The sequence below is a fragment of the Enterocloster clostridioformis genome, assembly GCF_020297485.1.
GTDB lineage: Bacteria > Bacillota > Clostridia > Lachnospirales > Lachnospiraceae > Enterocloster > Enterocloster clostridioformis.
This window is the reverse complement of sequence record NZ_JAIWZC010000002.1, coordinates 163,185-176,473: the sequence shown is the minus strand read 5'-3', so window position 1 is coordinate 176,473 and position 13,289 is coordinate 163,185. Positions and strand designations below refer to the sequence as shown.

Here is a 13,289-nt window from a genome sequence, read left to right as displayed (position 1 = left end):
GGCCGTGCGAATTTTAAACATAATCAGAGCATGGCTGAAAACACGCTCTAACGCAGCAGGAGGAAACAAAAGATATGAGATATGTAAAGCAGATAGGAATTATCATGGGCATTACCCTGGCGGGAGAGGTATTGAATCATATGGTGCCCCTGCCTGTGCCGGCCGGTGTATACGGCCTGTTTATCATGCTGGCAGCCCTTATGTGCGGGTCCGTGAAGCTGGAGAGCGTGGAGGGATCGGGCAATTTTCTCATGGATACCATGACCATGATGTTCATACCGGCAACGGTTGGAATTGTGGAGTGCATCGGGGAGGTAAGGGCAGTTCTGGTGCCCTTTCTGATCATCATAGGCATATCCACCCTTCTGGTCATGGCGGTGACCGGATGCATGGCCCAGTGGGTCATGGGCAGGAAACACAGCGGGGAGGAGCAGTGACATGAGGGAAGGAATACGATTGATACTGGAACAGACGCAATATTTCGGTCTTGTGCTCAGCATAGGCGCCTACCTGTTTGCCTGCTGGCTTAAGAATAAAACAAAACTGGCTATCCTGAATCCGCTTCTTGTGTCGGCGGCCCTGATTATTGCCTGCATTCTGGGAGTAGGAATGGATTATGAAACATATAATAAAGGTGCGTCTTATCTCAGCTGGCTTCTCACGCCGGCCACGGTCTGTCTGGCAATCCCATTGTATAAGCAGCTGCATCTGCTGAAGAAACATGCCGACGCCGTGGCGGTGGGTATTACGTCGGGGGTAATCACCAGCGCGGTGAGCATTTTTCTCATGTGTAAGGTGCTGGGCATGACCCATGTCCACTACGTGACACTGCTTCCCAAGTCCATTACCACGGCCATCGGAATGGGTATCAGCCAGGAGGCGGGAGGAATCGTCACACTGACGGTCATGAGCATCATACTTACGGGGGTGTTAGGCAATATGGCAGGGGAGACTGTGTTAAAGCTTTTAAAAGTCCGTCATCCCGTGGCAAAGGGCCTTGCCATGGGAACCAGCGCCCATGCGGTGGGGACAGCCAAGGCGCTGGAGATGGGGGAAATCGAGGGCGCCATGAGCAGTCTCTCCATTGCGGTGGCGGGACTGATGACCGTTATTGTGGTGCCTCTGGCAGCGAATTTGATATAGGTGAATTTAATAGGGCGCCAATTTAATATAGTATTGGAAGGAGTGTGTTCTGCATGAAAAAACGAAGCGAAGCAGATGTAAAGGATACCTGGAAACTGGAGGATATGGTGGCGGAGGACGGTCTGTGGGAACAGATGTTTAAAGAGGCCTCCGGGGAAATAAACGAATATGCTTCCTACAAGGGGCGGCTGGCTGACAGCGCGGATACCCTTTATGCCTGCCTTTCTTTCGACGACAGGCTTTCCCAGAAGATAGAGCGCCTGTATGTCTATGCCAGGATGCGTTCCGACGAGGATACCACGGTGCAGAGATACCAGGATATGTTTTCCAGGGTCCAGACGCTGTCCTACAGGGCGGCTGAGAACAGCTCCTTCCTGGTGCCGGAAATTCTGTCCATGGACCGGGAGCTTCTGGACCGGTACATGGAAACGGATAACGGAATCAGTCATTTTAAGCGGGCGCTGGAAATCATTCTCGCCAGGCGGGATCATACCCTGTCCGCTGAGATGGAAGAACTTCTGGCCCAATCCTATGACGCCACGCAGGGCGCCAGCCAGATTTTTACCATGTTCAACAATGCGGATGTGAAATTTCCTGTTATCACGGGGGAGAATGGGGAGGGCATCCAGATTACCCACGGCAATTACATTTCCCTGATGGAGAACCAGGACCGCAGGATACGTAAGGATGCGTTTGAGGGGTTATACAGTGTATATGAACAGTTTTCCAATACACTGGCAGCTGCATTTTCCTCCAATGTGAAGCAGGCCGTGTTCTACGCAAAGGCGAAGAAGTATGCCTCCAGCCGGGAATACTACCTGGCTGACAACGAGGTGCCGGAGCTGGTCTATGACAATCTGGTGAAGGCGGTGCGGGAGAATATCACAAAGCTTCATGAGTATACCCGGGTGAGGGGGGATGTGCTGGGGGTGGATGAGCTTCACATGTATGACCTCTATGTACCCATGGTGGCAGCGGCTGACCGCCATTACACCTATGAGGAGGCCAAGGCCATTGTTCTGGAGGGGCTGGAACCGCTGGGAGAGGAGTATCTGTCCTTGTTAAGGCAGGGATTTGACAACCGGTGGATTGATGTCTATGAAAATGAAGGCAAGCGCAGCGGCGCTTATTCCTGGGGAACCTATGGCAGCCATCCCTATGTGCTGCTGAATTTCCATGGCACCCTCAACGATGTGTTTACCCTGGCCCATGAAATGGGGCACTCCATCCATACCTGGTATTCCGACAAAAACCAGCCATTTACCTATGCCGGGTATAAGATATTCGTGGCAGAGGTGGCTTCTACCTGCAATGAGGCGCTTCTGATACGCCATCTTCTCAAGAAGGCAGGCAGCAGGGAGGAAAAGGCATACCTGCTCAATCATTTCCTGGAAAGCTTCCGGGGAACCCTGTTCCGTCAGACCATGTTTGCGGAGTTTGAGGATATGGCCCATAAAAGGGCGGCCAGTGGGGAGAGCCTGACGGCTGAGAGTCTGTGCAATGCGTACCGCCAGCTGAATACGGATTATTTTGGGCCGGCCATGACAGTGGACCGTCAGATTGATTATGAATGGGAGAGAATTCCACATTTCTACACACCTTTTTATGTATATCAGTATGCCACGGGATTTTCGGCAGCCGTGGCTATCAGCAGCCGCATTATGAGCGGGGAGCCAGGCGCGCTGGAAGGGTATAAGAAGTTCTTAAGCGGAGGCTGTTCCATGAAGCCCATCGATCTTCTGAAGCTCTGCGGCGTGGATATGTCCACCACCCGGCCGGTGGACGAAGCCCTTGGTTTCTTTGGGGAGCTGCTTGAAGAATTTAAGACGTGTATCCATACAAATGAATGATTGAGGGAAGAAGATGAATCAGAGTGCAGCAAAAAGCCGTGAACAGGAAAAACAGATAAAGAAGCGGATTGACTTGACGGAAGGGAGACCGGGGCGGCGCCTTCTCCTGTTTGCCCTTCCCATGATACTGGGAAACCTGTTCCAGCAGTTTTACAATATGGCGGACTCCATGATTGTGGGAAATTTTGTGGGCGAGGACGCATTGGCGGCTGTGGGCGCTTCCTATGCACTGACCAATGTGTTTATCATGATAGCCATAGGGGGAGGAAACGGCGCATCGGTTTTGACCTCCCAGTATCTGGGAGCCAGGCAGCACGGAAAGATGAAAACATCCATTTCCACGGCCCTGATTACCTTCCTTTTTGTGAGCATTCTGCTGGGGAGCGCGGGTTTTTACCTGAACGGCCTTATACTGGAATCTCTTAAGACGCCGGCCAATATCATGGGCCAGGCAAAGCTTTACCTGGGTATTTACTTTTTGGGAATGCCGTTCCTGTTCATGTACAATGTCCTTGCCGGCATATTTAACGCCATGGGGGATTCAAGGACACCTCTGTACCTTCTCATATTTTCTTCTGTCCTGAACGTGGTTCTGGATATTATATCTGTCACATGGCTGGGGATGGGAGTGGACGGTGTTGCCATAGCGACTGTCATGGCCCAGGGAATATCCGCCCTGATATCCTTCGGTATCCTGATGAAAAAATGTAAGGGATATGAACAGGAGGACGGGGATGGTTTCCGGCTCTACGACAGCAGCATGTTAAAAGCAGGGACCAGAATCGCGGTGCCGTCCATTCTCCAGCAGTCCATTGTATCCATCGGAATGCTGCTGGTCCAGTCCGTGGTTAATGGGTTTGGTTCCGCTGCCTTGGCAGGTTACTCAGCGGGAAGCAGGATTGAGTCCATCTGCGTGGTGCCCATGATTGCAACGGGCAACGCCGTGGCCACCTTCACGGCCCAGAACATCGGCGCCGGAAAGATGGAACGGGTGAAGGAGGGATACAGGGCCAGCTACGGCATTGTGGCCGGTTTCTCCGTCATCATAGCCGTGATAGTGGCGCTGCTTAACGGCCCTATCATAACCTCCTTCCTGGGAGACGGCATGAGCCGGGAAGCCTATGGGGCGGGCACGGGATACCTGTCCTTTATCGCCTACTTCTTTGTATTCATCGGTATGAAGGCGTGTACGGATGGAGTTCTGCGGGGCTCCGGGGATGTGCTGGTATTTACCATCGCCAATCTGGTGAATCTGACCATACGTGTGTATGCGGCCTTTCATTTCGCACCCATATGGGGCGTGGCAGCCGTGTGGTACGCGGTGCCCATGGGCTGGATTGCCAATTATGCCATATCCTTCAGCCGTTACCTCGCAGGAAAATGGAGGGACAAAAAAGTTATATAAGGAAACGGAAGGGCTGCATCACAAAGCCCACCACCTTCCAGGCCGCCCTTTTATACGCCGGAACATCTGCAATGGTCAGATGTTCCGGTATTTCATATGCTCCGCCCGGCAGCAGACGGCGGCAGTCCTTCTGATAGGAGACCATGTATTCTTCCAGCCGGGCTGTCAGCTCCCGGCTCTGGATGACCAGCATAAGCTCTGTGTCCAGATAGGTGCTGCGCAAATCGAAGTTGTAGGACCCCACGGCGCACAGCTCACTATCTATGACAAGGGATTTGCCATGGTAGGAGAGGCCGCCGTCATATTCCAGAATCCCCATGCCGGTATCCCAAAATGCGTCCCTGTGCATGGGATAATCGCTGGAGGCAAAGAAATTGTCGCCGTTTTCAACGGAGTTAACCATCATGGTCACCGGCACCCGGGACGTGATTTCCTTCATGGTATCGTACATATAGTCATTGAACACCGCATAGGGAGTGTGAATCAGCACACTCTTTTTAGCGTTCTTCATAAGAACGGACATGGTGTGAAAGACCACCGGCTCCTTTCCGTAGATACCGGTGGGATTGGACACCAGGGTGATTTTTCCCGTGGGAACGGTGCTGGCTCCGTAATACTCCAGGGCCTTCGACTGAATGGGGGTCAGAGGGAAGGCCGGGGAAACGTCATCGTTGATACTGGAATCCATGGGCAGAGCCGGACAGCCGGGCTGGCCGGGAAGGGTCCCGCAGCCGGCGGAATCCTTCTCACTGTCCAGCAGTTCCGGATATTTCATGGCCAGAACCTTATAGCGCTCCCTCAGCATGGCCGCGGCATTCCGGACAGAGGTCCTGTCTGCTGTCGTTTGGCTGTCGTGGAACAGGGTGGACACATCCAGATTCCATACCTGCTCAAAATAATCTTCCACCTGATACAGGGAGCTGTCCCGCCCCTTGTCTGTGCCGTGGGCTGTATTGTAGACCAGGACCTCCCGATCATGGCTTCTGGAATCCGTGGGATAGGAACCGATGAAATAATCAAAGGTATTCCGGCCTCCAAGTATATATCCGTAGTCATCCACAATCACGTACTTGTCATGCATCCTTCCCTGGGTTTTCCACGGAAGCAGGGGATTCATTTTGTTGTAAATCTTGATTTCAATGTTTGGATGGCTGGACAGGGCATAGAAAAGCTTGCAGGGTTCCATGCGCACCAGGCCGGAGAACCCGTCCACCAGTATCTTTATGCTGACTCCCTGGTCGGCCTTGTGAAGCATGACTGCCATCAGGTCCCTGGGGCTATCGCCGTCCCTGAAATCAAAGGTGGACAGTATAATCCGTTCCCTGGCCAGGTTCATCAGGCGCATCCGTTCATCCCAGGCGCTCTGATTGGTTTCCAGTATCATGGCGCGGTCCGAACTGTCTCCCTCCTGATAGAAGCTCTCAGCCGATACCGTTTCTTCTGTTTCCTGGGAGATCGGCTTATAGTGACAGAAAGGCGCCGCGGCCCCAATTACCAGATACATAAGTATCAGGAAAAAGAGTGAGAGGACAGGGCGCTTTTTAATCCATGTTATACAAGTGCGTATCATAAGAAACTCCTTTTATGTGCATACTTTCAGTACAGCGTATTATGATATAGGTACTATACTAAGAAAAACAGGGAAAGTCAATTCATAGAACAGGAGGACGGGACATGGCGCAGACGCTTTACTATAACGGCACCATTCTTACAATGGAGGACAGATGCCCCCGGGTGGAAGCCGTGCTGACGGAAGACGGAAGAATCCTGGAGACAGGGACATGGGAAAAGATAAAGGAAAGGGCGGGGGATAAGACCCGCAGGCTGGATTTGCAGGGAAGGGTGATGCTGCCGGGCTTCATAGATTCCCACAGCCATTTTACTGCCTGTGCCAGCCATACAATGGAAGCGGACCTGAGCGGGGCGCGCAGCTTTGAGGACATTCTGACATGCATCCGGCAATACATTGCGGACAAGAAGATTCCGGAAGGAAAATGGGTCACGGCATCCGGCTATGACCATAACCGCCTGAAGGAGCACAGCCATCCCCGCAGGAAGGTCCTGGACCAGGCATCGCCTCAGAATCCATTAATACTGAAACACCAGTCAGGTCATATGGGGGTGTTTAACACCATGGCCCTCAACCTGCTGGGTGTAACCGGACAGACACAGGCGCCTCAGGGCGGCGTCATAGAAATGGAAGGCGGGCTGCCGACCGGATATATGGAGGAAAATGCATTCTTAGGCTTCCAGGGACGCGTCCCCATGCCGTCGGCGGAGGACTTTCTGACTGCCTATGGCCGCGCCCAGGAGCTCTATGCTTCCTATGGAATCACCACGGTCCAGGAGGGATTGATGGCAGGCCGGCTGGTTCCGCTGTACCAGATGCTGCTGAAATCAGGACTTTTAAAGCTGGATTTAATCTCCTATATGGATATCCGGGACAGTGATGCTGCCCGGAATACATTTGAAAGCCATATAAAGAACTATAAGGGGCATATGAAGATAGGCGGGTATAAAATGTTCCTGGACGGCTCACCCCAGGGAAGGACGGCATGGATGCGGACACCCTATCTGCCGGAAACGCCGGATGTGCGGGAAAAGGGACAGGGAGATACGTGCCCGGAGACCTATGAAACAAAAGAGAATTACCGGGGCTATAATACCCTGGAGGACAGTCAGGTAAAGGAAAATGTTTTGAAGGCAGAGCTGGAAGACATGCAGCTTCTGGCCCATTGCAACGGTGATATGGCGGCAGAGCAGTATATGGACCAGTTGGAAACAGTCTACAGGGAGCTGGGGAGCGGGCACAGCAGAAAGCCCGGTTTTTACAGGGGCGATATCCGGCCGGTCATGATCCATGCCCAGCTTTTGGGGCTTGATCAGCTGGAGCGGGTAAAAAAACTGGGTGTCATTCCCTCCTTTTTCCTGGCCCATGTATACCACTGGGGAGATATCCACGTGCGCAATTTTGGTTTGGAGCGGGCAGGACGCATCAGTCCGGCTGCTTCGGCCCTAAAGGAGGGCATTTGTTTCACCCTGCACCAGGACAGCCCGGTTATCATGCCGGACATGATGGAGACCCTGTGGTGCGCCGTAAACCGGCGTACCAGGGAGGGAAAGGTGCTGGGACCAGAGGAACGCATTCCGGTCTGGGATGCGCTTAAGGCAGTGACGGTCAACGGGGCATACCAGTATTTTGAAGAAAATGAGAAGGGAACTGTCACACCCGGAAAAAAGGCGGATTTTGTGGTGCTGGAACAGAATCCACTGGAAACAGGGACAGATGAGATACGGAATATCAGGGTACTGGCCACCATCAAGGAGGATCGGCTTTTGTGGAAAGCATAGGATGAAATAAAGAATATAAAAAAGCCGAAAAGGACACAGCCGGGATGGGGGTGGGGGCGATTACCGGCTGTGTCCTTTATCAGGGTTAATATATATAAAAGGAGTGTGGGCACTCAATGATGATTACAGAATATCAATATACTTCGGTGTCTCCTCCACCTTCGGCGCATCCTTTGGCACCTGAAGCCTCAGTATGCCATTTTCAAAACCAGCCTTGATATCTTCCTGGCGAATCTGCTCGCCTACAAAGAAGGTTCTCTTACATGAACTGGTATAGCGTTCCTTGTGAATCAGGGTACCCTTGTCATCCTTGTCCTCGCTGGATTTGGTTATATCCGCGCTGACGGTCAGATATCCGTCCTTAAGCTCTGCCCGGATATCTTCCTTCTTAAATCCTGGAAGTTCAATCTCTAAAATATAGTTTCCATCCTTCTCCATGATGTCGGTGCGCATCACCGGAAGCTTCTTGGCGTCCTCGCCCTTTTCGGAGGCGCTGGTAAAGAATGGGTCATTGAAAAAGTCATCAAATAAATTAAGTCCGTAGTTTCTTCTTGGTATTAACATCATCGTTATATCCTCCTCGCTCATAGAACTGTTTGTTTTTATTTACTTTATGTTTGTATTATAACACGATTGTTAGCACTGTCAAGAGGTGAGTGCTAATAAAATTATAAAAAAAGTTTGAAGTACATTAAGAAGGTATTTATAAGGCAGCCCTGTGGATTTTGCCTTTTACCGCTCAACGCAAAAGAGGGACCATCGTCACCGATAGTCCCTCTTTTGCTGTCATATTACGCTTGCCGACTGACACTCTTTTCATAAAATTTATAATCCTCTATCTCCACCTTATCCGTCTCCTGGAACGGAGCCAGAGTGGAAATCATTTTCACGGTCCGCTCATATGGGTTGAAGCAGTAGTGGACTTCCAGCGGTTCGATGTGGATCAGGTCGCCCTGTTTTAAGTGGTGTACGGTTCCGTCCACCACGATATTGATTTCGCCCTCGAGTATAAAGAAATCTTCCTCCATGATATTGTGGTAATGGGCCTTGAAATCCTGGCCTGACTGGAACTGGACCACGGCAAAATTCATTCTGGGGCCTTTCATCAGGTACTTGGGGCCGCTGTCCCCAAAACGGTACTCTTTTTCATTTTCATTTACAATAAACATTTTCTGCTATTCCTCCTGTTTTATAATCCCGGGGCAGCCCACATGCTCCTCGTCAGATTCTGGCTGCACAGATTCAGCGAAGCCTTGTAAACGCTGCGCCATTGTTCGTACATTTCACAGTAGAGCTGATGATTGGCGGAATCCGGAACATAGGTGGTATCCCATTTTACCAGTTTTTCTGCTGCTTCTGACATATCTTTATAGATGCCGACCCCGCAGCCTGCCAGAATCGCGGCGCCCAGGGCGGTTGCTTCTTTGACAGCCGGAACCTTTACCGGAAGTCCCAGAACATCGGATAAAATCTGGCACCACAGCGGGCTCTTGGAAGCGCCTCCGGCGAAAATGATATCCTCGGGCTGGTTCCCGGTTGCCTCGCGCACCAGGTCCAGATGGCCCTTGGTTACCATGGCTGTATTTTCCAGGATTGCGCGGTAGAAGGTATATTTTGAAAACCGCACCGGATCCAGCTCGAAGTTGGTAAAGGTAGGTGAGGCGTGTTTCCAGTTGATGAAGTTCATAACATCGGAGAAAACACACATCATACCGTAGGAACCTGCGGCAATGTCCTTCGCGTACTCGTTCATCACATCATAGGGGTCCGTGCCCTTCAGCTTTGCAATCTCTTTTTCCGCCTGGCAGAAGCCGTCCCGGAACCAGCGCATCACGAGGCCGGGCTTGAATGCCAGGGCTTCGTACTGCCATACATTCGGCACCGCGTGGCAGTTGACCCGGACTCTGCATTCCTCGTCTGTTCTGCCGTCCGCTGTATTGTATTCATACTGCCAGAAGCTTCCGCCGAACACAGCCGCCTGGTTCGGCCTCACAACACCTACTCCGATACAGCCCAGCTGCGCGTCGCCGCCGCCTACAATCACAGGCGTTCCCTGGGCCAGTCCTGTCTGTTCCTCGCACTGTGCGGTCACGGTTCCGGCTCTGGAGCCGCATTCCCTTACTTCAGGGAACATGTCGGTGCGCAGTCCGCAGCGTCTGGCAATGGAGGAATCCCAGGATCTGTTTTTGAGGCTGAATAGTCCAGTGGTGGAGCCGTTGCTCGGCTCCACGGCCAGAATCCCGGTCATCTTATGGATCAGCCAGTCGTTAAACATTCCCACATATGCAATCTTTTCGTAGACGTCCGGCATTTTATTCCTGACCCATAACAGGCGGGGAAGTGCGTCCAGGGCATAGGTCTGGCCGGATTCCAGGTATAATTCCTGTTCCAGTCCGGGGTATGCCTTTCTAAGCTGGCTGACCTCGTCCGTGCTTCTTGCGTCCACATTGGCGCAGGCCCAGATTTCGTGTTCGTCCTTGTCGTAGAGTACAATACCCTCCCTCATGCAGGTGGTGGAAATCGCGGCAATGTCATCCGGGGAAATGCCGGACTGCTCCAACACGCCCTTGATGCATCCGCAGGTCAGCTTCCAGTTATATTCCCAGTTAAAATCCATACTGCCCGGGTATCTGGGATCTTCCTTGTGATCCCATTCCTGCTGTACGCATGCGGTCTGGTTGCCCTCCAAGTCAAACAGGACGGCCCGAACGCTTCCCGTTCCGGCATCGACTGTAAGAAAATGATTCTTTGACATATGTAAACTCCTCCTTTACATAATCTTTGTCAGCTTAAATCAATCAGCTGCATGGCTGTTTCTTCATCCGTAATCAGCACATCCAGATATCCGCCCCTTAACGCTGCGCGGATAGCCTCCACCTTCTGAGGGCCGCCCGAAATCCCTATAACATTATTCAGACTTTTTAATGTCTCCAGAGGCGTGCTGAAAAGACGCTCTTCCACGTCGCTGTGAATCGGCTTTCCGTCTTTATCAATGAAGTGGGTCAGGATGTCGCCCACTGCCCCCTGCATGGAAAGATACAGGAAATCATTCTGGTTTAAAATACCGTTGGAAATGATAGTGGCCTCATCGTTCATGGCTCCGATGCCGACCACTGTCATGGTTGCCAGACGGACCATTCTTGCAATCTCTTCAATGGGAGGCTCGTTGCGCATGGCTTTGCACATCTCCTTGGAAGAGACGAGAAGCGGCGCCGGATAGAGATAGAGCTTGGCATTAAAAATGTTGGAACGGATATTGGGCAGATAATAGCTGACTCCTCCTGTGAGGGATACCACGGAAATGGGTGTCTCTGCAATCGTGGCCAGGTGGTTTAACACCCGGCTGGGGGTGTCTCCGTAGCCCATGTTGATAAACATGTTTTCTGTCAGACGGTCACCTATATACATAGCGGCTGCCTGAGCAATGGTTTCATTCAGATTGGAACCGCTTGGCGGCGTGGGAACCACAAAGATGTCCTTTAAATTCCATTGGGTGGTCAGCTTCTGCTCAATCATCAGCTGCTGGCTCCGCTCCGGCGAGATTTTAAATTGAATCACCCCGGTCTGTTTCGCCTTATCCAATAGTTTGATGACTTTCATGCGGGATATGCCCAGCTTTTCGGAAATTTTCTGCTGTGTCATGTTTTCTATATAATAGTACCAAGCTGTTTTGACAATCAGGGAATCTTCGTAATTCATATCTACCGTACGCACCTCCAATTTTTGTATCGGGAAACAAATGTTTAGATTTTGGTAAAATGTTTAACTCTGTGATTAGTATATCAGAGCTAAACATGAATGTCAATAATAAATAGTGGAGGAAATTGGCATAGAATAGAAAAAATGAGGGTAATTATGCTAAAATAAATGAAAAAAATAGAGGGATAAACGGTTAAAATGCTTAAAAGCTCTTGACAAACTTATCTCGTTCACGTATACTTACAAGTGTTACAAATGTTTGAGCAATAAACAAAAATATCAAAAACAGATGCACTAAGGAGGGTAAACATGAGTCAAGCAGAGACATGTGATTCTAATGAAATGCTGCTTTCTGCCCGCGGCGTCTTTAAGACATTTGGTTTGAACGCAGTATTAAAAGGAATTGATCTGGATGTTGGCAAGGGCGAGGTGCTGGCTTTGATAGGCGGAAACGGTGCTGGAAAGAGCACTCTGATGAAAATCATCATGGGTATTTACCAGCCGGATGAAGGAGAGCTGGTCATTGCAGGTGAAAAGATCAATTCCTTCAAGCCTTCGGTGGTGCTGTCCAAGGGCGTCTATATGGTACCCCAGGAACCTATGCTCTTTCCAAACATGACAGTGGAAGAGAATGTCCTCATTGGATTTAAGGAAAAGTCAGGAATCTTGAGAAAGCGGCTGCTGCAGATTATGGAAGACATCGGATGGCGCCTGAACCTGAACAGAAAAGCCATGAGCCTTTCCATAGCAGAACAGCAGCTGGTAGAGCTGCTGCGCGGACTTTTGAGAAATGCCAGGGTACTGATCCTGGATGAACCTACCAGTGCACTTACATTTGACGAAGTAGAGAGTCTCTTCAAAATCGTAGAAGACCTGAAACAGAAAGGCATCGGCATCATTTACATAACACACCGTCTGGCAGAGGTATTTCAGATTGCCACCCACGTGGCGATTATGAGGGACGGAATTATCACATTAAAAGGACGCGTATCGGACTTCACCAGGGAAATGCTGGTAAAGGGACTCCTTCCTCCCAATATGGATGAGGCGGATATCAAGGATGGGAAGGCGGAGGAAAAAGCCATTAATTATGAAGGACTGAAACCTGTGTTTGAACTTCAGGATTACTCCGGATACGGATTTGAGGATGTAAACCTCAAGGTGTACCCGGGGGAGGTGCTGGGAGTGGCCGGGGTTGTCGGCGCCGGACGTACGGAGCTTGCCACAACCATATTTGGAAGAGACAAGGTTTTAAAAGGAAAAGCGATTCTGGATGGAAAGGATATAACAGGACATTCCACCGCCCGGGTTCTGGAGGCAGGAATCAACTATGTGCCCGAGGACCGGAGGCTCAACGGACTGTTCGCAATCAGCGATGTGGCTGCCAACACCACCTCTTCCCTATTAAGAGACAAGAAGATGGGAGGATTCTTTCTGAATAAAAAAGCAGAAAGGGAGGTTGCCGGACGCTGCATTGACGACTTCCGCATCAAGGTTACGGGGCAGGATCAGACAGCAGGAAGCCTTTCGGGAGGAAACCAGCAGAAAATCATTATCGGACGTTCGCTCTCAACCAATCCCAAGCTGGTGATTCTGGATGAACCCACCCGCGGTATTGACGCTGCGGCGCGGGGAGATGTGTATTCCATTATTCATAAACTGAAGGCCCAGGGTGTGGCGATTATGCTCATCTCCTCCGATATGGAAGAAATCGTGGAGCTTTCGGACCGGGCGGTGGTGGTGTTTTCCGGGCGGATCAAAGGTGAACTGTCCAGGTCGGAAATCAGCCAGGCCAGCCTGATGGCAGGAGCCTTTGGTGTGACAGAATAATGAAAGCAGGT

Annotated in this window: 11 protein-coding genes; 6 read left to right on the top strand and 5 right to left on the bottom strand. The window is 51.0% G+C overall.

What is annotated here, in order from left to right; genetic code table 11:
- Positions 1 to 74 precede the first annotated feature (74 nt).
- The 4 genes from LA360_RS27895 to LA360_RS27880 are packed head-to-tail and all read left to right on the top strand — an operon-like array spanning position 75 to position 4,398.
- Positions 75 to 437, top strand: a complete 363-nt coding sequence (locus tag LA360_RS27895) for a CidA/LrgA family protein (protein WP_022201430.1) — start codon at positions 75 to 77, stop codon at positions 435 to 437.
- 1 nt (position 438) lies between these two features.
- A complete protein-coding gene (locus LA360_RS27890) occupies positions 439 to 1,143 on the top strand; it encodes an LrgB family protein (RefSeq protein WP_022201431.1) in 705 nt (234 codons plus the stop codon).
- A gap of 53 nt (positions 1,144 to 1,196) precedes the next feature.
- Entirely contained in the window at positions 1,197 to 2,993 is a 1,797-nt protein-coding gene (gene pepF, locus LA360_RS27885) for an oligoendopeptidase F (protein WP_022201432.1), read from the top strand.
- 13 nt (positions 2,994 to 3,006) lie between these two features.
- Positions 3,007 to 4,398, top strand: a complete 1,392-nt coding sequence (locus LA360_RS27880) for an MATE family efflux transporter (RefSeq protein WP_112482561.1) — start codon at positions 3,007 to 3,009, stop codon at positions 4,396 to 4,398.
- Here the strand turns inward: LA360_RS27880 and LA360_RS27875 are convergent.
- Complete coding sequence (locus tag LA360_RS27875; RefSeq protein ID WP_022201434.1) at positions 4,391 to 5,968, bottom strand: phospholipase D family protein; 1,578 nt, start codon at positions 5,966 to 5,968, stop codon at positions 4,391 to 4,393. The genes LA360_RS27880 and LA360_RS27875 overlap by 8 nt on opposite strands.
- Positions 5,969 to 6,072: 104 nt before the next feature.
- Here LA360_RS27875 and LA360_RS27870 point away from each other — a divergent pair, with 104 nt between their 5' ends.
- Complete coding sequence (locus LA360_RS27870) at positions 6,073 to 7,749, top strand: amidohydrolase (RefSeq protein WP_022201435.1); 1,677 nt, start codon at positions 6,073 to 6,075, stop codon at positions 7,747 to 7,749.
- A 123-nt stretch (positions 7,750 to 7,872) separates the two neighbouring features.
- On the opposite strand, the gene LA360_RS27865 is transcribed toward LA360_RS27870, so the two are convergent.
- The 4 genes from LA360_RS27865 to LA360_RS27850 all read right to left on the bottom strand — a co-directional run bounded on the left by LA360_RS27865 (position 7,873) and on the right by LA360_RS27850 (position 11,448).
- Positions 7,873 to 8,316, bottom strand: a complete 444-nt coding sequence (locus tag LA360_RS27865; RefSeq protein WP_002584198.1) for an Hsp20/alpha crystallin family protein — start codon at positions 8,314 to 8,316, stop codon at positions 7,873 to 7,875.
- 224 nt (positions 8,317 to 8,540) lie between these two features.
- Entirely contained in the window at positions 8,541 to 8,918 is a 378-nt protein-coding gene (locus LA360_RS27860; protein WP_112482564.1) for a cupin domain-containing protein, read from the bottom strand.
- A 20-nt stretch (positions 8,919 to 8,938) separates the two neighbouring features.
- On the bottom strand, positions 8,939 to 10,504 hold the full coding sequence (gene lsrK, locus LA360_RS27855) for an autoinducer-2 kinase (protein ID WP_027640567.1): 1,566 nt from the start codon (positions 10,502 to 10,504) through the stop codon (positions 8,939 to 8,941).
- A gap of 29 nt (positions 10,505 to 10,533) precedes the next feature.
- On the bottom strand, positions 10,534 to 11,448 hold the full coding sequence (locus tag LA360_RS27850) for a sugar-binding transcriptional regulator (RefSeq protein WP_027640568.1): 915 nt from the start codon (positions 11,446 to 11,448) through the stop codon (positions 10,534 to 10,536).
- Positions 11,449 to 11,757: 309 nt separating this feature from the next.
- Between LA360_RS27850 and LA360_RS27845 the strand changes: the two genes are divergently transcribed.
- Positions 11,758 to 13,278, top strand: a complete 1,521-nt coding sequence (locus tag LA360_RS27845; protein WP_057571015.1) for a sugar ABC transporter ATP-binding protein — start codon at positions 11,758 to 11,760, stop codon at positions 13,276 to 13,278.
- The last annotated feature ends 11 nt before the right edge of the window (positions 13,279 to 13,289 follow it).

Coding starts and splice junctions, on each gene's coding strand:
- pepF (WP_022201432.1), top strand. CDS start 1,197: ATGAAAAAACGAAGCGAAGCAGATGTAAAGGATACCTGGAAACTGGAG.
- LA360_RS27845 (WP_057571015.1), top strand. CDS start 11,758: ATGAGTCAAGCAGAGACATGTGATTCTAATGAAATGCTGCTTTCTGCC.
- LA360_RS27890 (WP_022201431.1), top strand. CDS start 439: ATGAGGGAAGGAATACGATTGATACTGGAACAGACGCAATATTTCGGT.
- LA360_RS27895 (WP_022201430.1), top strand. CDS start 75: ATGAGATATGTAAAGCAGATAGGAATTATCATGGGCATTACCCTGGCG.
- LA360_RS27860 (WP_112482564.1), bottom strand. CDS start 8,918: ATGTTTATTGTAAATGAAAATGAAAAAGAGTACCGTTTTGGGGACAGC.
- lsrK (WP_027640567.1), bottom strand. CDS start 10,504: ATGTCAAAGAATCATTTTCTTACAGTCGATGCCGGAACGGGAAGCGTT.
- LA360_RS27850 (WP_027640568.1), bottom strand. CDS start 11,448: ATGAATTACGAAGATTCCCTGATTGTCAAAACAGCTTGGTACTATTAT.
- LA360_RS27870 (WP_022201435.1), top strand. CDS start 6,073: ATGGCGCAGACGCTTTACTATAACGGCACCATTCTTACAATGGAGGAC.
- LA360_RS27880 (WP_112482561.1), top strand. CDS start 3,007: ATGAATCAGAGTGCAGCAAAAAGCCGTGAACAGGAAAAACAGATAAAG.
- LA360_RS27865 (WP_002584198.1), bottom strand. CDS start 8,316: ATGATGTTAATACCAAGAAGAAACTACGGACTTAATTTATTTGATGAC.
- LA360_RS27875 (WP_022201434.1), bottom strand. CDS start 5,968: ATGATACGCACTTGTATAACATGGATTAAAAAGCGCCCTGTCCTCTCA.